This is a genomic window from Sorangiineae bacterium MSr12523, from assembly GCA_037157775.1.
In the GTDB taxonomy this organism is placed as follows: domain Bacteria; phylum Myxococcota_A; class Polyangia; order Polyangiales; family Polyangiaceae; genus Pendulispora; species Pendulispora brunnea.
On record CP089982.1, the window covers coordinates 4,459,388 to 4,476,877 of the forward strand.

The window sequence follows — 17,490 nt, forward strand, 5'->3', positions numbered from 1 at the left end:
CAGAGGAGAGGGGGCGCGGGGGGATGCTGCGTTGGGTTCGCTGGGCGTCGTTGGGGCTGATCTCTGCCTTGGGCGGCTTGCCCATCGCATGTTCCGAATCGGCCAAAACCGAAAAATCACGTGTGCCGTCGTCAGGGGAGCCGGAGGCGTTGGAGCAAGCCCTGGCCAAAGTCGTCGACACACCCTCACGCGATGCGTGCCCGTACGTACCGGGTACCGTGCGCTGCTATGCCAAGCTGCAAACGGATTCGGCGGGCAACGTCGTCGCCGCGGCCTCACCCCGCGGCTATGGTCCCGACGAATTGCGGCAGGCCTACCGCGTTCCATCGTCCGGAACACGCACCGGAACGATCGGCATCATCAATGCTTATGACTCACCCTCGGCCGAGTCGGATCTGGCCACCTACCGCGAGCAATACGGACTTCCGCCGTGCACGACGGAAAATGGCTGCTTCAAGAAGGTGAATCAAAACGGTGCACCGTCGCCGTTGCCGAAATCGGGCCATGCGGGCTGGGCCTCCGAGATCGCGCTCGATCTCGACATGGCGAGTGCGATGTGCCCGAGCTGCCGACTCTTGCTCGTCTTGGGCAATACGCCGACGCTGACGGATCTCGGCACCGCGGTCAACACGGCGGTGCGCTTGGGCGCGGACGTCGTTTCGAACAGCTACGGTGGGGTCGAGGCCGAGGAAGAAAACGACGCCAGCCCGGAGGAAATCCGCGACGCCGATCGGCTTTATTTTTCGAACCATCCCGGGGTTGGCATCTTTGCGGCCTCCGGCGACTGGGCCTACGGGCATGGCACGTCGTATCCCGCGTCGGGCAAGAACGTGATCGGTGTCGGAGGCACGCGCCTCGTGCGTTCTCTCAGCTTGCGCGGCTGGGCGGAGGTGGCGTGGTCGCAAACAGGTAGCGGATGCAGCACGCGCATTGCGAAACCGTTGTGGGCCAACGACGGCGATTGCCCGAACAAGACGGTGGCCGACGTTTCGGCCGTGTCCGATCCGGCGACCGGCGTCGCCGTTTACGACACGTTCGGTGGCGGCGACGCAGGATGGATGGTGATCGGCGGTACCAGCGCCGCGACGCCCATCGTGGCCGCCATCTTCCTCATGGCAGGGAAGGCGTCTGCGACGGGCGCCTTCGTCTGGCAGAACACGAGCCGCTTCTATGACGTGACCAGCGGCGACAACGGCAGCGGTACGCCCGAGGGCGGGATCTCCTGCATCGCTGGGGAAAACGGCTCGTACTTGTGCAACGCGAAGGTCGGCTTCGACGGCCCCACCGGCTGGGGATCGCCGAACACCAGGGCCCTTCTCGAGGCCACGATCGACGATGCGGGAGCGGTCCCCATCGAGGACGACGCCGGCCCCGCGGACAGCGGCACGGGCACGGATGCATCGATGGTTGATGCAAATGTCGTGATACCGCCATTGATGGACGCATCGTTCGGCCCGAGCAAAGCCGACGCGAGTTCGGCACACGGTGCCAGCTCGAGCACGGGCTACGGCGGTGGGAACTCGGGTTGCTCGGTTTCCACGGGCGCGGGCGAGCACGCGCCCACCGCGGGCGTTTTGTTTGCAATGACGGGTATCCTCGCGGCGCGGAGGCGGCGTAAACTGATGCGCTGAGATGTCGATTCAAGGCCCTTGGCTTCGGGCAACGTCATCGGCCTTCGCGGCGATGACCCTCACGGTTTCGCAGTTGGCTGCGGCCAATTCTCGCGATGTTTGTGCACCGTCGAGTGTTCCCGATACGGCGTGGTGTTTGGCCAAGGTGCAGACCGACGCCTATGGAGTGCGGCCCACGCTCGCCGGGCCAAGCGGACTTGGTCCCGCGGATCTTACGTCGGCGTACAGCGTTCCATCCAGCGGCACATCGACCGGCATCATCGCCGTCGTGGATGCGTACGACAATCCCAACGTCGAGTCCGATCTTGCAACGTACCGGTCCACCTTCGGACTTCCTCCCTGCACCACCGCCAATGGCTGTTTCAAAAAGGTGAATCAGCGCGGCGCCTCCTCGCCGTTGCCTGCTGCCGACAGCGGGTGGGCCACCGAGATGGCCATCGACACGCAGCTCGCCAGCGCCATGTGCCCGGCCTGCCGCATTCTGCTCGTCGAGGCGGACGGCGCATCGATGGCCAACCTCGGCGCGGCGGTGGTGATGGCGGTGCGCCTTGGCGCAAGCGTGGTGTCGAACAGCTGGGGAGGCGTCGAAAGCGCATCGTCGGCGGGCTACGATCGCGATTACTTCGCGCACGACGGCGTGACCATTTTCGCCAGCTCCGGTGACTTCGGTTACTCGCAAGGGGCACTGTATCCCGCCGCCGGCGCGCGGGTCATCGGGGTGGGCGGCACCACGTTGGCGCGTGCCTCCAATGCGCGCGGCTGGACGGAAACGGTATGGGGCGGGAGCGACACGGCTTCCGCCGGTACGGGCAGCGGCTGCAGCAGCTACATCGCGCGCCCATCCTGGGCCGATCCGGCGGCGAGCCCGCGATGCGCCATGAAAACGGTGAACGACGTTGCCGCCGTCGCGGATCCGAAGACCGGGGTGGCCATTTACAACACGTACGAGAGCACGGGCTGGGCCGTCTACGGCGGCACGAGCCTGGGCGCGCCCATCGTGGCGGCCATGTTCGTGCTCGCGGGCAAAGGTGCCGCGGGCGGTTCGCTGATCTGGAAAAACCGCGCCGCGTTCTACGACATCACCGCCGGCACCAACGCCAACGGCACGCCATCGGGCGGCGTCACCTGCGTCCCCGGCTCGGACAACCTGTGCAACGCCGTGGCCGGCTTCGACGCCCCGTCGGGGTGGGGCACACCCATCGCATCCGCATTGCGCGACGTCCCCTTCGACGGGGGCCCGCCACCCGACGCCGACCCCCCGCCCGATGCCGATCCCCCGGAGGAAGACGCGGGCCCCATTTCCGACGCCTCGCCCGATGCCCCCATCGATGCAGGCACCGACGCGGGCGCACCCGTCCCCAAGTCCGACGCCGGCAACGGCCGCGAACCCGCCCCCACGAACCCAACCGACGGCAGCAGCAGCGGCTGCACCATCGCCGACGCCAGCGCCGCAAGCGCCGGCACGAGCGCGCTAGCCCTCGCCCTGCTCCTCTTACGCCGCCGCCGCGCCTCCCGCTAACTCAGGAGAGAATTTACATGAAGGCGGGAAGGCGGGAAGGACTTACGGCGCTGGCGGCGCGGAACGCTTTCTTTGGGGTTTTCAATTTGCCCGCTGGCTGATTTGAAATCCCAAAAAACCTTCCCGCCTTCCCGCCTCCCTGTGAATCTTCTTCTTCAGTCGACCTTGAGGATCGCGAGGAAGGCCTTCTGGGGGATTTCCACGCTGCCGACTTGTTTCATGCGCTTTTTGCCCTCTTTTTGCTTCTCGAGGAGCTTGCGCTTGCGCGAGATGTCGCCGCCGTAGCACTTGGCGGTGACGTCTTTGCGGAGGGCGCGGACGGTTTCGCGGGCGATGATCTTGCCGCCGATGGCGGCTTGGATAGCCACCTCGTATTGCTGCTGCGGGACGAATTCCTTCAGCTTCTCGGCGAGGCCACGTCCGCGGACGGCGGCGCGCTCGCGGTGGACGATGATGGACAAGGCGTCGAGCGGATCGCCGTTGACCAGGATATCCACCTTCACCAAGGTGTCCGGGTTGTAGCCAATGAGCTCGTAGTCCATCGAGGCGTAGCCGCGGGAGATGCTCTTCAATTTGTCGTGGAAGTCGAAGAGAACCTCGCCGAACGGCAGCTCGTACGTCACGATGACGCGGTCCGAGCTGGAGTACGTCAGCGCCTTCTGCACGCCGCGCTTGTCGTGGCACAAGGCCAGCACGCCGCCGACGAACTCCGCCGGCACGTGGATGGACATCTTGACGATGGGCTCCTCGATGCGGTCGATGTACTGCGGCGACGGAAGCTTGGCCGGGTTCTCCACCCGCATCATCGATCCGTCGTTCTTGTACACGTTGTAGACGACGCTCGGTGCCGTGGTGATGAGGTCCAGGTTGAACTCGCGCTCGAGCCGCTCCTGGATGATCTCCATGTGCAGCAGCCCCAAAAAGCCGCAGCGGAAGCCGAACCCCAGCGCCTCCGACGAGTCGGGCTCGAAGGAGAACGCCGCATCGTTCATGTGCAGCTTCTCCAACGCATCGCGCAGATCCGGGTAGTCGGCGCTGTCGGTGGGGAAGACGCCGGCGAAGACCATGGGCTTCACGTCCTTGAAGCCGGGCAGGGGAACCTCGGCGGGCTTGCCCGCGAGCGTCACGGTGTCGCCCACCTTGGTGTCGTGCACGCTCTTGATGTTGCCCGCGAGGAAGCCGACTTCCCCGGGACCGATCTCGTCCAGCGCGACGGCGAAGGGCTGGAACGAGCCCACCTCGGTAACCTCGTAGTCGCGCTTGGTCGCCATGAAGCGAATTTTATCGCCGCGGCGGAGCGTGCCATCCACCACGCGCACCATGATCATGGCCCCGCGGTAGCTGTCGTACCAAGAGTCGAAGATGATGGCCCGCAGCGGCGCATCGGGATTTCCCTTGGGCGGCGGCACCTTCTGCACGATCTGCTCGAGGATCTCCGCCACACCCTCCCCGGTCTTGCCGCTGCAAGAGAGGGCGTCCGAGCAGTCGAGCCCGATGGTGTCCTCGATCTGCTGCTTGGTGCCGGCGACATCGGAGGAGGGAAGGTCAATCTTGTTGAGGACGGGAAGGACCTCGAGCCCCTGGTCGATGGCCAGGTACACGTTGGCCAAGGTCTGTGCCTCGACGCCCTGCGTGGAGTCGACGACCAGAACGGCGCCCTCGCACGCGGAAAGGCTGCGCGACACCTCGTAGTTGAAGTCGACGTGGCCGGGCGTGTCGATCAGATTGAGCTGGTAGTTCGTGCCGTCCTTCGCCGTGTATTTGAGGCGGACGTTCTGCGCCTTGATGGTGATCCCGCGCTCGCGCTCGATGTCCATCTTGTCGAGGAACTGCTCGCGCGCTTCACGTTGGGTGACGGCGCCCGTGACCTCCAGGATGCGGTCGGCCAGGGTCGATTTGCCGTGGTCGATGTGGGCGATGATCGAAAAATTGCGGATGAACTCTTGCGGCGTGGACATGGCGGGGAAAACTCGGCTCGCGTTCTGACACGTGCCTGTTACCTGACAGATGCGTCTAGGCCGGGATGGAAGTTGCGGCGCTTGCTATTTTTTGCTGCCAGCGGCGGCCTTCTCGTCCTGGCTTCGAACGCGCTCCGCAGGAACGGAGGGGACGTCGTCGACAGTGTCGAGTGCTTCTAGCTTACTTGCCGACAGGCGCTCGGCTTTTTCAGCACGAACCGCCGGCCGATCTTGAATGGCGGCGGGGGCGGGCGCAGGAGCGGGGGCGACCGGAGGGCGCGGAGAGAAATCGGCCGCGGCCGTCGGAGGCGGCGGGCCACCCAAAGGAAGCTGACCGGGCAGAAGGTGCGCGTAGTGACGCAGCACCAAATCGATGCCTTCGCGGATGTAAACGGCGACGGGGACCTTGGTCCGTTCGTGAAGGAGCTTGAGTTTGTCGTTCTGCTCCGGGGTCACGTAGATCGTCGTCGAGATTTTCTTCCGCGACATCGCCAGTGCCTCATCGAGAGCAAGAACGCCAAAAACCTTGAATCTTCACGTACTACGCGTTGCCATCCGCGAAAAAAGCAGCCCGCCCGCGAACCTCCAGTACTCGACGCGGATGCCTGCCGCCATCCCCTTGTTCGAAATCGAACCCCCGCCCCAGCGGCAGCAACATACACTACGTGAATATACGTGACAGTTCAAGGGCCCCGGTGCAGATGGTACGGATGAGCTTGGCGCACTCGGAAGCGAGGCCAGGATCTAGGGCGTCCCAAGCGCATCCGGACAGCCAGCTTGCTCGGGGGTCGATCCGCTCGGTATGGTGGGCCCGGGCCACAATGAGAGTTCGCTTTCTTCGATGGACCGGCGTTGCGGGAGGGGTTGGCGCTGGGGTCGCAGCTTTCACGGTCGCGCTGGCTGCTTGCGGCGGCGGCGATTCAGGGGTTTCCAACTCGAAACTCCCCGCAGGTGCGCGCTCGGAGGTCATCCAGCACGAGCCCTGCCCGGAGTCCGGGGCCAAGGTGACCCTGCTCGACGCCAACGGCGACGGCAAGCCGGACATTCGGCGGGTGGCCGACAACGGCACCGGCAAGGAAGTCTGCCGGGTGACGGACCTGAACTACGACGGCCGCCCCGACATGTTCCAGTACTTCGACAAAAATGGGCAGCTTCGCCGCCGGGAGGCCGATTACGACGGCGATGGCGTGGTCGAAGCGCTCGAGTACTACGAGAACGGCAAGCTGGTACGTCGTGAACTCGACATCTCCGGGCAGCACCGGCTCGACACGTGGGACTTCTTCGATGCGAGCGAAAAGCGCATCAAGCGTGAGCGCGACACCGACGGCGACGGCCGCGTCGACCAGTGGTGGACGTGGAGCGGCGACCAGGTGACCATCGCCTTCGACAAGAACAACGACGGCCAGCCCGATCCGAATGACACGATGACGTTGAACGCGTCGGGGGCCGCCGTTACGACGTCGGCCACCCTCGATGCGGGGGCGGGCGATGCCGGTCCTCCTCTAAGTACGGCGGCCGCCTTGGGCGCCGGTGTCGATGCCGGCGCCGCGTCAAAGCCGGTGAATCCGCAGGGAGCCGACACGCAGCTTCTCAACGCTGCGGGGGCCAAAGACGGAGGGGCACCGAAGGACGCTGGAAAAGGCGGAGGAAAGAAATGAAGTCGCGCACCTGGTTCGCAGGGATCGCGTTGGGCGTGGCATCGAGCGTGGGCCTCGTTGCGGCGGGTTGCGGCGGCTCCGGGCCTGCGCCACAAAGCGCCAAGGTGACGCCGGGCGGGTCGAAGGATCCGAGCCAGTGGCCCAAAGACGACCGCACCATGTGCGACTGGCGCAACAAGCCCGAGTTCGAGGTGAGCGAAACGGCGGGCACGGGCGCGCTGAAGCCGAACATCCGCCGCGTGTTCAAGACATTCGGGGAAGGGGAGACGCGCCACAAGACGCTGGTCTGCCGCGAGGTGGACACGAACCTCGACGGCATCAAAGACGACGTGCGCACCTTCAACGAGAAGGGCGAGGCGCTGAAGGAAGAAGCCGACACGGACTACGATGGCCGCGTCGATCTGTGGATGGCGTTCGTGGGTGGCCGCCTGGCCGAGGAGAACGTCGACTCGAACCACGACGGCAAGCCGGATATCTGGAAGGTCTACACGGACGGGCAGCTTTCGCGCATCAAGCGCGACCGGAACTACGACGGGAAGCCCGACATCTGGGAGATCTACGCGCGCGGAAAGCTCGAGCGCATGGGGCTCGACGAGACGGCCGACGGTCACGTCGATCGCTGGGATCGCGACGAGATGGTGCGCGTGCAGCTCGACGACGAAGAGCGCAAGGCGCGCGAAAAGCTGGGGCAAGGCGAACCCACGGCCGCCCCGGGGCAAGACGCGTTCATCAAGGACGCGGGCGCGCCCGCCGCCGATGCGGGCAAAGCGCCTGCGAAGACGGCGCCCGCGAAGGCCGCGCCCAAGAAGAAGTAGGCCTTACGTCGAGGCGAGCGTCCGTCCCAACCAAGCCAACAGGGCTTTGACGCGGGCGCTCGGGTACAGATCGGGGTGGGTTACGGCCCAGACCTCGGCCTCGAGCACGACCCGCGGAAGCACCTGCTCGAGGCCGAAAAAATGCTTCGTGAAGCACGCCGGCGCCATGGCGATGCCGTGGCCTGCGGCGCACGCGGCGAGTACGACGGTGGTGCTGTTCGAGCGCAACACGCACCGCGAGGCCGTCGCATGGTCGTGCATCCACCGCGAGGGCGGTGTGCGATCCAGCGACGCGTCGAACCCCACCCAGTCGTGCCCTGCGAGATCGCGAAGCTTGCGGGGCTGCCCTGCGCGGCGCAGGTACTCCGCGCTCGCGTAAAGATGCAACGCGAGCGCGCCCACCCGCCGCGCCACCAGCGAGGGCTCGCGCGGCCGAAAGAGACGCACCGCGACATCGGCCTCGTGCCGCGCCAAGTCCAAGGTGCGGTTCTCTGCGCAAAGCGAGATGCGGATGCCCGGGTGCTCGCGGCGGAACTCGACGAGCCGCGGCGCGAGCACGTAGCTGCTGAGCCCCTCGCTCGAGGTGATGCGCAGCACGCCCTCGAGGCGTGAATCCGCCCCGCCGAGCGCACCCTCGGCCGCGAGCACCTGCGCCTCCACCGCCTCCGCCCGAGGCGCCAGCGCCAACCCCGCCGGCGTGAGCACCAGCCCATTGGGCCCTCGCGCAAAGAGCCGTGCATCGAACCGCCGCTCCAGTGCGCGCATGCGCCGCCCGACTGTGGTCGCGTCCACGCGAAGCGCCGCCGCCGCGGCCGCGCGTGTTTTGTGCCGAGCAATGGCGAGGAAGAAGCGCAAATCGTCCCAGGATTCGGTCATGGTGAGCGTCGGGCATTTTTGCACGATGTGCGGGCGGAGACGTCATCTTTGCAGCACGGCGGGCGGGCGCACATTCCGGGGCATGAAAACCGTGATTTCCAATGCCCGCGGCTTCGACGGACTCACCCTCGAAGAGCGCTCCGTGCCCAAGCCCGATGCGCACCAGCTTTTGCTTCGCATGCGGGCCGTCTCCCTGAACTTCCGCGACATCGACGTGGTGCGTGGCGCGCACGGCAACCAGGACGCCCTCGTGCCATTGTCCGACGGCGTCGGCGAGGTGGTCGAAGTCGGCGCCAAGGTGTCGCGCTTTGCCGTGGGCAATCGCGTATCGCCTACGTTTTTCCCGGATTGGATCGATGGGCAGGCCACCGCGGAAGCACGCATGGGAAGGCTGGGATGGCCGCGCGACGGCGTCCTTTCCGAATACGTCGTGGTGGACGAGCACGCCGCGGTGCGTGCGCCGTCGAACTTGAGCGACGTGGAAGCGGCCACGTTGCCATGCGCGGCCGTGACGGCGTGGGATGCGCTCTTCGTTTCGGGTCGTGTGGTGCCCGGCGACACGGTGGTCGTTCAGGGCACGGGCGGCGTGTCACTGTTCGCGCTGCTGTTTGCCAAGATGGCGGGTGCGCAGGTCATCGTCACCTCGAGCCAGCGGGCCAAGCTCGATCGGGCCCTTGCGCTGGGCGCAGCCCATGGCATCGACTACCGAGCCGAACCGGAATGGGACAAGGCCGTGCTCGAGCTCACCGGCGGCCAAGGCGCCGACCACGTGGTGGACGTCGCCGGCGGAGAGGGCCTCACGCGCTCGATCCGCGCGGCGCGCGTGGGCGGTACGGTGAGCCTCGCCGGCTACGTGGCCGGACGAGTGGGCCAATTCGACTTGGGCACCGCATTCGTCCGCAAGACGACCTTGCATCCGCTGGGGGTGGGCAGCCGCCGAACCTTCGAAGCGCTGGCACGCGCCATCAAGGTGCATGACGTCCGCCCGGTGATCGACAGCGTTTTCCCGCTGGAGCGGACGCGTGAGGCGTTCGAGCGCCTCGCGAGCGGGGACGTCTTCGGCAAAGTGGCGATTTCGCTCGTGTAGCGACGGCGAGACGCGAAGGAGGCCGGTGAAGTTAGGGCTTGCTCGTGCCTTCGCGGCCGTAGCTGTCTTCCAATCGGACGACGTCGTCGAGGTCGTTGGTGGAGACTTCAACGACGTCGACGTCGGTCACCGCGACCATGCGGTGGATGGTCTTTGGCAGGCAGTGGTAGGTGTCAAGCTTCTTCATCCGGATGGTCTTGATGTCGGCGCCTTGGCCGATTTCCAGATCCATCTCGCCGTCTTGGATGAGAAAGGTCTCTTCCTTCCGATTGTGGTACTGACGCGACAGCCTCTGGCCGGCATTGATGTGCAGAATCTTGCCCACATAACGTTCGGCCTCGGCCCAGATGATTTCGTACCCCCACGGCTTTTCCACGCGACGCATGGTGGAAATTCATAAGAGAAAGCAGCTCGCATGGCTACCTACCGTCTTCAGAAAATCTTGGCGCGGGGCGGACTCGCCTCCCGGAGAAAGGCCGAAGAGCTGATTTCGGCGGGGCGGGTGCGCGTCAATGGCCGGATTGTCACCGAGCTGGGCGCGAAAGCCGACCCGATCCGGGACAAAATCGAGGTCGATGGCAAACGCGTGGTCGCCGAGCCCTTCGTTTACGTGGTGTTGCACAAGCCGCGGGGCGTGGTTTCCACGATGAGCGATCCCGAAGGTCGCCCCACCGTCAAAGACTACCTCGCGCGCGTGCCCGGCCGCGTCTATTCGGTGGGCCGGCTCGACTTCGCGACGAGCGGTGTGCTCCTTGCGACGAACGACGGCGATTTCTCCGACGCGCTTTTGCACCCGCGCAAGTCGGTGCCGAAGACGTACGTGGTGAAGGTTGCCGGCGAGATGCAAGAAGAGGATCTGGAGCGCTGGGCCAAGGGCGTGCGCCTCGACGACGGCATGACGCGCCCCGCGGATCTTTTGTTCCTCCGTCACGAAGACGGAAAAACTTGGTTCGAGCTGACCATCCGCGAGGGCCGCAATCAGCAAATCCGCCGCATGGGCGAGGCCACGGGCTTCCCTGTGATGCGTCTCGCGCGCATCTCCTTCGCGGGCATCACGAGCGAGAATCTCCGCCCCGGCGACTTCCGCCATCTCACGCGCGACGAGCTGATGGAACTGCGCAAAGAGCACGGCGTTCCGAAGAAGCTGCCGACCATGCCTGCCTCCGCGCTCGAGAACCGCAAGCGCCCCGCCCGCACCCCCATCACCGACCGCCACGGCCGCGCCGCCGCCGCCCCCCACCGCGAAGATCGCGCCCCCCGCCCCGAACGCGGCGGCCGCCCCCGCGATCGCGAAGACCGCTCCCCCCGCGGTTCCCGCTCCCCCGACGGCTCCCACGTCCGCGAAGCCATCGCCCGCACCTTCGAAAAGCCGTCTCGCCTCCCCACCGAGCACCCCCCGCGCGATCGCGCCACAAGAGAGCGCCCCTCCCGGGAGCGCCCCCCCACCGACCGCACCCCGCGCGATCGCGCCCCGCGCGAGCGCCCGACAAGGGAACCACGCCCCTCCACCGACCGCGCCCCGCGCGAGCGCACCTCGCGCGAGCGCCCGTTCAACGAACGCCCCGCAAGAGAGCACCACCAGCGCGAGCGCCCGACAAGGGAACCACGCCCCTCCACCGATCGCGCCCCGCGAGAGCGCCCGACAAGAGACCAACGCCCCTCCACCGATCGCGCCGCCCGCGAGCGCCCGACAAGAGACCAACGCCCCTCCACCGATCGCGCCGCCCGCGAGCGCCCGACAAGAGACCAACGCCCCTCCACCGATCGCGCCGCGCGCGAGCGCCCGTTCAACGACCGCGCCGCTAGAGAGCACCACCAGCGCGAGCGCCCGTCGAGCGACCGCCCGTCGAGAGAGCGCCCGTCGAGCGACCGCCCATCAAGAGAGCGCTCGTCAAGAGAGCGCCCACCGATGGAGCGCCGGCATCCTGCCGGCGGTCCGCCGGCTTCCAGCCGGCCTGCCCCCACCGAACCGCGTCCCCGCCGCCCCCGCCGATAATCAACGAATCGCGATCTTGTCGAACCGCCAAGACGCCGAGAGATTTGTGAATAAGGGGGTTCTCGGCGCCCCAGCACATCCATCTTGGCGTTCTTGGCGCCTTGGCGGTTAAACTCCCTCCCGAGACTAAGTCGTCCGCTCAATAAACCGCGCCATCGCCTCCAAGGTCACCTCCCTCTGATCCCGGTGCGGACTATGCCCGCAATCCGCAAGCACACGGCGCGTGACGGGCCCTTTGACCTTCCGCTCGATCGCATCGAGCTGCGCCAAAGTGCCATATTCGTCTTTCTCCCCCTGGAGCAACAGCACCGGTATCTCGATGTTCGGCAAACCCGACTCGATATTCCATTTGCGGAATTCCGGATCCAACCACGCCCGATTCCAGCCCCAAAAAGCACCATCGACATTGTCGCCATGGTGCTTCATGAGCCGCTCGCGCAAATCGCCCTTTTCGTATTGCGTTCGCGCTTCGCCGATACTGCGCACCGACACGTCTTCGCAAAAGACGTGAGGAGCCTCCAAAATCAGACCCACCACCCGACCTCGGGCCTCTCTGCTGGCGGCGTGCAACAACGCAATGGACCCGCCGTCGCTATGCCCGATCAAAATAGCCTTCTCGACCTGACAGGCATCGAGCACCTCCGGCAGCACCGCCGCCTCGTCGTGCATGTACGTCAGCGGGCGCGGAAGGGTCACCGGATCCGAGCCGCCGTAACCCCAGCGGCTGTACACGATACAATCGCGGGCCGTGCGCCGGGCCAAAGCCTCGGGGAAATCGCGCCAGAGCGAAATGCTGCCGAGTCCCTCGTGCAAAAACACCAGCACCGGCTGTTCGCTCGACCCTAGGGTGTGCCGCTCCACCTCGAGCCGATGGCCGCCCGCCACGATGGCGCTTCGCTTGGCACGCAGCCGGAAACGCTGGATCTTCCCCGTCGCCGTCTTGGGCAAATCTGGAACGAATTCGACCCAGCGCGGATACTTGTAAGGTGCAAGCTTGCTCTTCACGAAGTCCTTGAGCGCATTCTCCAATGCCTCGCTCGCGAGGTGCCCCTCGCGGAGCACCACGTAGGCCTTGGGCTTCACCAACCGATCGCCGTCCGTGTGGCCAACCACCGCCGCTTCGAGCACCGCGTCGTGTTGCGCCAGCGCCGATTCCACCTCGAAGGGAGACACCCAGATGCCCCCCACCTTGAGCATATCGTCCGAGCGCCCGAGGTACGTGAAATACCCCTCGGCATCGTGCACGTAGCGGTCGCCGGTGCGCGTCCACGGCCCATGGAACGTCGCGAGACTCAGCTCGCGCTGATTCCAATAGCCCATGGCCGCCGACGGTGCCTTCACCCAGAGCGAACCTTCCTCACCCGCAGGCACGGGCTGTCCGTCGTCGCCGAGCAGCTTGATCTCGTAGCCCGGAACCGGCTTGCCCGACGTGCCGTAGCGAACGTCGCCGGGTCGATTCGATAGGAAAATATGCAAAAGCTCGGTGGTTCCGATGCCGTCCAAAATATCGGTCCCCATGCGCTCGCGCCAAGCCTCGCCGACATGCTTCGGCAACGCCTCTCCCGCGGACACGCAGACGCGCAGCGCACGCGATGCGGCCTCCCGCGTGATGCCCCCTTGGGTCGTGTCGGCGAGCATCGATGCGAACAGCGTGGGCACCCCGCAGAAAATGGTCGGCTGGTGCTCGCGCAGCGTGCGCAGGACCGATGCGGGCGTGGGCCGCTCGGCCATGAGGATGGCCGTGGCGCCGACCGAAAGAGGGAAGGTGAGCGCGTTGCCCAGGCCATAGGCGAAAAAGAGCTTCGCCGCGGAAAAGACGACATCGTCCTCGCGAATGCCCAGCACACCTTGGGCGTAGAGCTTCGCCGTTTGCATCAGGTGCGCGTGCAAATGCATCGCCGCTTTCGGCGCGCCCGTCGAGCCCGAAGTGTAGAACCAAAAGCCTACGTCGTCCGGCGTCGTCGGGAACGCCTCGAGCTCGTCCGACACCGCTGCCAGGTGCGCCTCGAGCCGCTCATGCCCGATATTTCCCTCGGGAGCACGCGAGACGAGGACATGGTGCAGACAGGGCGCGCGCGCGATTGCCGTGTCGACCTTCGGCAGCAACGGCTCGCTGACCACCAGCGCACGCGCCCGGCTGTCGATGAGCATGTGCTCGTAATCGGCCGGGGTGAGAAGCGTGTTCACCGGAATGGGCACGATGCCCGCCTTGATCGCGCCGAGGAACATGACGGGAAAATCGGTCGTATCCTGAAGAAGCAACACGATGCGCTGCTCCGGCTCGATGCCCAGCGCCAGGAGCGCATTCCCCGCGCGGTTCACTTGCCGTGCGAGCTCGCCGTAGCTCAACGCCCCCCGGTCGTCGCGAAAGGCGATTCGGTCCTGTCGCCCTTCGGCGAGGTGCCGATCCACCAGATCCACGGCGGCATTGTATTGACGGGGAAACTCGATCGTGGGGACGCCCATGTTCGAGAGCATAGGCCCAATTTTCTCTCCGCTAACCCCTAATCCCCAACCCCTATCTAAGGCAGATACGGCGTTGCGTCATGCTCCGTGCGAGCCGCCGGGCGTACGATGCGCGCCAAAGGGTCCGCCGTATTGGCCGGAATGGACCAATCGTTGCGAAAGAAACCGGCCGCCAGGACGGCTCCGTTGTTCAAGAGAACTTGCCCCCGTGCTGGTGCGACCTTCTCGTCGTACACCACGAAATCCGGAATCAAGTCGGGCAGCGAAAGCGAGCGCCAGGTCCCCATCGCATCCGCACCCTCGACGACCACCACGTAGCGGTCCGCGCGTTTTGGATTGGGACGAATGAACGCCGCGCCGAGCTGGTTGCCCTTGAATACCTTGTCGCCCACCACCACCGTATCGCCATCGATGCGAATCGGGAAATCGGCCTCCAAGCTGCGAACCACGCGATTGGACTTGGCATTCCCCACCAAAAAGAGAGCCCGCGAATTGGCCAGCACTTCACCTTTCGCGAAGAACTCCGCATCGCTCATGATCGGGTAACGAACCTCCACGCCTCCGCTCACGCGCGCCCACGCACGGGCGACCTCTTCGTTCGCGCGCGTCTGCGTCGGATCCTCCGATCCGTATACGAAGAGCAGCGGCTCGTGAAACGCATCGCGCAATGGCCCGGTGATCTTGCCGCGTTTGAACACCGCATCGCTCGGCCGCTCGCGTTCGCCGGCCTTCCACGCAGCGCCCTCGCGATGCATCACCAGCGGATCCCCCGGGCCGAACGTCAATGTGCTGCCATCGATGGCCACCGTGATGGGCTTTTGCGCATCGACCAGCTTCTCATCGCGATCCAGCGACAGCGCGGCCACGCCCTTGGTCGTCGCCTCGAACGCCGTGCGGCTTTTCACCCGGGCTTCGACCTCGCCCCACACGTCGGGCGCCGTAAATTCCTGAATATGCAACCATGCATTCCCATTTTCGCGCAGCCGCATGGTGCGGAATCGAATCGATGCAGGATGCAGATTCTTCGTCTTGCTCAATAGCCAGTTCGCACCTTTGAAACTCTCGTACGTCGTGGCCCACACGTTGTGCCCCAATTTGGGGTGCTCGTGGATAATCGAATATTGGAGCTCTTCGTACCGTTGAATCAGCACGCCGCTGTTGATCTCGGGCCAATCGAGCGTGCCATGCACCACGAACAGCGGTAAATCCTTGCCATTGAAGGCCCACTCCGAATTGGACCGCTCCGCCGCCAGCGCGCGCTCCCAGGGTCGCAATGGCTTGCCCACGAAATCGCGGCGCACGAAATAGCTGTGGTATCCGCATAGCGGGGCCGCCGCGGCGAACATGTCCGGGTGCCGCAAGGCCAAGGCCGCCGAGCCGCTGCCGCCCATCGATGGCCCCGTGGCCGTGACCCGCGTTGGATCGATGGGATACAGCGACGTCACTTCGTCGATGGCCTGGAGTACGTCCACCATGCCCAGGTGGCGGTACATCGTATTGCCGTGGCCAGTGGGCGCCACCACGAAGGCTTCGAGTGGTGGAAATCCCATGTATGTCGGCGACGTCGCATGGCGGTCTTTCCACTCCGAATCGTGCTGCTGGTCGTCCAATCCGAAGAGCACGCGCAAAATAGCCATCGGTTTGCCATTGAGCCCGTGCATGATCACGATGAGTGGGTACTTCCGTGTCGTTCCTGGCTTGTAGCTCGGCGGAACGTAGAGGCCGTACTCGGACAGGTGCCCATCTTCCGGCGCAAGGTACGCGCGCCGCTGCGGGCCCGTGCGGCTCGCGTAGGGGTCGACCTTCTTGTCGAGCATGGTCACCGCGGCATCGAGCTCCGCGGCGTCCTCGCGCTGGATGTCCAGATCGTTGTCCCCACGCGAGGCGTAATTCGCCAGGCGATCGCGCAGGTGCGTCACGCTTTCCAACGTGCCGCGTTTCAGCCACGACGGCGGCACGAGAGGTTCCCCCGGGGTGGGCGCCGCTGCCAGCGATGCCAAGGTGCGGTCGGCGTGCGCAATCGCCTCGCGCACCACGTGCCGCGGCGCGAACGGCGTCCGCACCGTGCGTTCGCCCACCGTGGTCTCGAAGGTGAGATCCTGGTCCTCGAACTTCGCTTCTTCGGGACGGAGCACCGGCAACGTCACCACCATCTCGCCGAGCTCCGGCGCGAGCACCCCCGCCTGCACGTCGAACTGGCCAGGCAGAAGCCGCGTGCGAACGGGGAGGGGAACACCCAGCGGGGTTCCCTCCGGATAGCGCACGGTGAGGCGTGGATGGTACCCATCGCCACGCACGCCGCGGTCGATGGCCACGGACGACATTTTCGTGGCGAGCGCCCGCGTATCGTTCACCGTCGTTCCGGGCAACGTCACGTACGCACCCGCCGGGGGTGCGAGCTGCGCATCCACGAGGCGCACGTGCAGCGCCCAACCGCCGTCGCGCTGATGCAGCTTCATCGAGATCGGGTGATCGCCGGCGGTCAGATCGAGCGCCACCAGATCGTCGTCATCGCGCTCGGGACGCGGCTCGTCGTGCGCGAGCACCGTCTTGCCGTCGATGTTCACGCGGATGCCGTCGTCGGCGCCCACGAGCAAGTAGTAACGCCCCGCGCGCTCCACGTGCAGCGTGCCGCCTGCATACGCGATGACGTTGCCCTCGCGTGCGCCCAGCACTTTGAGCACATCGATGGGCCCATCCCCGCTCGAGCCCAAGGTCCATCGCGCGAAGCCCGCAACGCGCCCGAGCTCCGGCGCCAGCACTTTCTCGTCGACACCCGGCGGTGGCACCGCCAGCGCGTCGACACCAATCGGCGCCGGCGTCCCTTTGGGAACGAACGTCGCCGAACGGAACGGCCCTAGGAACAGCCATGCCCCGAGGCTGCCATCGGCCCCCGGGGCAATTCGCGTCGGTCCTGCAACCGGAGCCGTCGGCGCGGGATTCGCCGGCGCTGCTGCGCCAGCGGAGGCGCCGGACGGCTGCGCACGCGAGATGCCAAGCGGAGAGAAACCTGCGGCGCTCGTACCGATCGCCAGCAGGGCCACAAATGGGATCACGCGTGCCTTCAACAGCTTCAGCACAGTTAACTAAATCACTCGATCATGCCTTGTGCCAGCGTGCGAGGCTCATCGCGGAAAAGAACCTCCACCTTGCGGGGATCGAGAACACGTGTGACGACACCGTCCCCGAACTTCGCATGGCGGATCAAATCGCCTTCTTGGAACGTCTGCGCCACGTTGTAGCGGCGGAAGTCCGACACGCCGCGACCGGCAATGGCCTTCTCCCACGTCTGCTCGCGTGACACTTTGGCTTGCTCGGCGCGCGCAGCGCCCGACACGCGGGCGGGGCGGGGCGACGAGATACCGCTCGCTCGGCTGCGGACCGTCGGCTCGCCCTTGTCGCCTGGAGCACGCGGTCGAAAGTTGTGATGCGAGCCACACGTCGAACACTCGACCCTCACCGGTCGGGGCCCGACCATGGCGAT

The 17,490-nt window shown here is 65.8% G+C and carries 12 protein-coding genes and 1 pseudogene; 6 read left to right on the forward strand and 7 right to left on the reverse strand.

The genetic code is table 11. The features are described from left to right. Positions 1-23: 23 nt before the first annotated feature. Together LZC95_17570 and LZC95_17575 are read left to right on the forward strand one after the other, a co-directional pair. A complete protein-coding gene (locus LZC95_17570) occupies positions 24-1,631 on the forward strand; it encodes a S8 family serine peptidase (GenBank protein WXA98629.1) in 1,608 nt (535 codons plus the stop codon). A gap of 52 nt (positions 1,632-1,683) precedes the next feature. Then, positions 1,684-3,150 (forward strand): S8 family serine peptidase, encoded by a 1,467-nt coding sequence (locus LZC95_17575; protein ID WXA98630.1) that lies wholly within the window; start codon positions 1,684-1,686, stop codon positions 3,148-3,150. A 155-nt stretch (positions 3,151-3,305) separates the two neighbouring features. Here the strand turns inward: LZC95_17575 and lepA are convergent, their stop codons facing one another. Together lepA and LZC95_17585 are read right to left on the reverse strand one after the other, a co-directional pair. Then, complete coding sequence (lepA, locus tag LZC95_17580) at positions 3,306-5,108, reverse strand: translation elongation factor 4 (GenBank protein WXA98631.1); 1,803 nt, start codon at positions 5,106-5,108, stop codon at positions 3,306-3,308. Positions 5,109-5,438: 330 nt separating this feature from the next. Beyond that, positions 5,439-5,597: pseudogene (locus LZC95_17585) on the reverse strand (ribbon-helix-helix domain-containing protein). Positions 5,598-5,929: 332 nt separating this feature from the next. Here LZC95_17585 and LZC95_17590 point away from each other — a divergent pair. Together LZC95_17590 and LZC95_17595 are read left to right on the forward strand one after the other, a co-directional pair. Continuing rightward, the gene (locus tag LZC95_17590; protein WXA98632.1) at positions 5,930-6,766 is read left to right on the forward strand and encodes a hypothetical protein; all 837 of its coding nucleotides are present in this window, start codon (positions 5,930-5,932) and stop codon (positions 6,764-6,766) included. Continuing rightward, on the forward strand, positions 6,763-7,581 hold the full coding sequence (locus tag LZC95_17595) for a hypothetical protein (protein WXA98633.1): 819 nt from the start codon (positions 6,763-6,765) through the stop codon (positions 7,579-7,581). Before LZC95_17590 ends, LZC95_17595 begins: the two co-directional genes overlap by 4 nt. 3 nt (positions 7,582-7,584) lie before the next feature. On the opposite strand, the gene LZC95_17600 is transcribed toward LZC95_17595, so the two are convergent. Further along, positions 7,585-8,457 (reverse strand): LysR family transcriptional regulator, encoded by an 873-nt coding sequence (locus tag LZC95_17600; GenBank protein WXA98634.1) that lies wholly within the window; start codon positions 8,455-8,457, stop codon positions 7,585-7,587. 82 nt (positions 8,458-8,539) lie between these two features. Here LZC95_17600 and LZC95_17605 point away from each other — a divergent pair, with 82 nt between their 5' ends. Beyond that, complete coding sequence (locus tag LZC95_17605; protein WXA98635.1) at positions 8,540-9,544, forward strand: NAD(P)-dependent alcohol dehydrogenase; 1,005 nt, start codon at positions 8,540-8,542, stop codon at positions 9,542-9,544. 31 nt (positions 9,545-9,575) lie between these two features. Here LZC95_17605 and LZC95_17610 read toward each other — a convergent pair whose 3' ends face one another. Next, positions 9,576-9,929 (reverse strand): cupin, encoded by a 354-nt coding sequence (locus LZC95_17610; protein ID WXA98636.1) that lies wholly within the window; start codon positions 9,927-9,929, stop codon positions 9,576-9,578. 30 nt (positions 9,930-9,959) lie between these two features. On the opposite strand from LZC95_17610, the gene LZC95_17615 reads away from it, so the two are divergent. Continuing rightward, positions 9,960-11,540 (forward strand): pseudouridine synthase, encoded by a 1,581-nt coding sequence (locus LZC95_17615; protein WXA98637.1) that lies wholly within the window; start codon positions 9,960-9,962, stop codon positions 11,538-11,540. Positions 11,541-11,666: 126 nt separating this feature from the next. Here LZC95_17615 and LZC95_17620 read toward each other — a convergent pair whose 3' ends face one another. The 3 genes from LZC95_17620 to LZC95_17630 are packed head-to-tail and all read right to left on the reverse strand — an operon-like array spanning position 11,667 to position 17,484. Next, positions 11,667-14,006 carry a benzoate-CoA ligase family protein gene (locus LZC95_17620; protein ID WXA98638.1) on the reverse strand — a complete coding sequence of 780 codons (2,340 nt, stop codon included), beginning with the start codon at positions 14,004-14,006 and terminating at the stop codon, positions 11,667-11,669. Between the two features lie 56 nt (positions 14,007-14,062). Further along, positions 14,063-17,062, reverse strand: coding sequence for a prolyl oligopeptidase family serine peptidase (locus tag LZC95_17625; protein WXA98639.1), 3,000 nt, complete (start codon positions 17,060-17,062; stop codon positions 14,063-14,065). A 35-nt stretch (positions 17,063-17,097) separates the two neighbouring features. Then, a complete protein-coding gene (locus LZC95_17630) occupies positions 17,098-17,484 on the reverse strand; it encodes a hypothetical protein (protein WXA98640.1) in 387 nt (128 codons plus the stop codon). Positions 17,485-17,490: the final 6 nt, after the last annotated feature.

What these genes read in the sequence shown, in the direction of transcription:
- LZC95_17620 (WXA98638.1), bottom strand. Translation starts at nt 14,006, where the DNA reads ATGGGCGTCCCCACGATCGAGTTTCCCCGTCAATACAATGCCGCCGTG.
- LZC95_17615 (WXA98637.1), top strand. Translation starts at nt 9,960, where the DNA reads ATGGCTACCTACCGTCTTCAGAAAATCTTGGCGCGGGGCGGACTCGCC.
- LZC95_17630 (WXA98640.1), bottom strand. Translation starts at nt 17,484, where the DNA reads ATGGTCGGGCCCCGACCGGTGAGGGTCGAGTGTTCGACGTGTGGCTCG.
- LZC95_17595 (WXA98633.1), top strand. Translation starts at nt 6,763, where the DNA reads ATGAAGTCGCGCACCTGGTTCGCAGGGATCGCGTTGGGCGTGGCATCG.
- LZC95_17570 (WXA98629.1), top strand. Translation starts at nt 24, where the DNA reads ATGCTGCGTTGGGTTCGCTGGGCGTCGTTGGGGCTGATCTCTGCCTTG.
- LZC95_17590 (WXA98632.1), top strand. Translation starts at nt 5,930, where the DNA reads ATGAGAGTTCGCTTTCTTCGATGGACCGGCGTTGCGGGAGGGGTTGGC.
- LZC95_17605 (WXA98635.1), top strand. Translation starts at nt 8,540, where the DNA reads ATGAAAACCGTGATTTCCAATGCCCGCGGCTTCGACGGACTCACCCTC.
- LZC95_17575 (WXA98630.1), top strand. Translation starts at nt 1,684, where the DNA reads ATGACCCTCACGGTTTCGCAGTTGGCTGCGGCCAATTCTCGCGATGTT.
- lepA (WXA98631.1), bottom strand. Translation starts at nt 5,108, where the DNA reads ATGTCCACGCCGCAAGAGTTCATCCGCAATTTTTCGATCATCGCCCAC.
- LZC95_17600 (WXA98634.1), bottom strand. Translation starts at nt 8,457, where the DNA reads ATGACCGAATCCTGGGACGATTTGCGCTTCTTCCTCGCCATTGCTCGG.
- LZC95_17610 (WXA98636.1), bottom strand. Translation starts at nt 9,929, where the DNA reads ATGCGTCGCGTGGAAAAGCCGTGGGGGTACGAAATCATCTGGGCCGAG.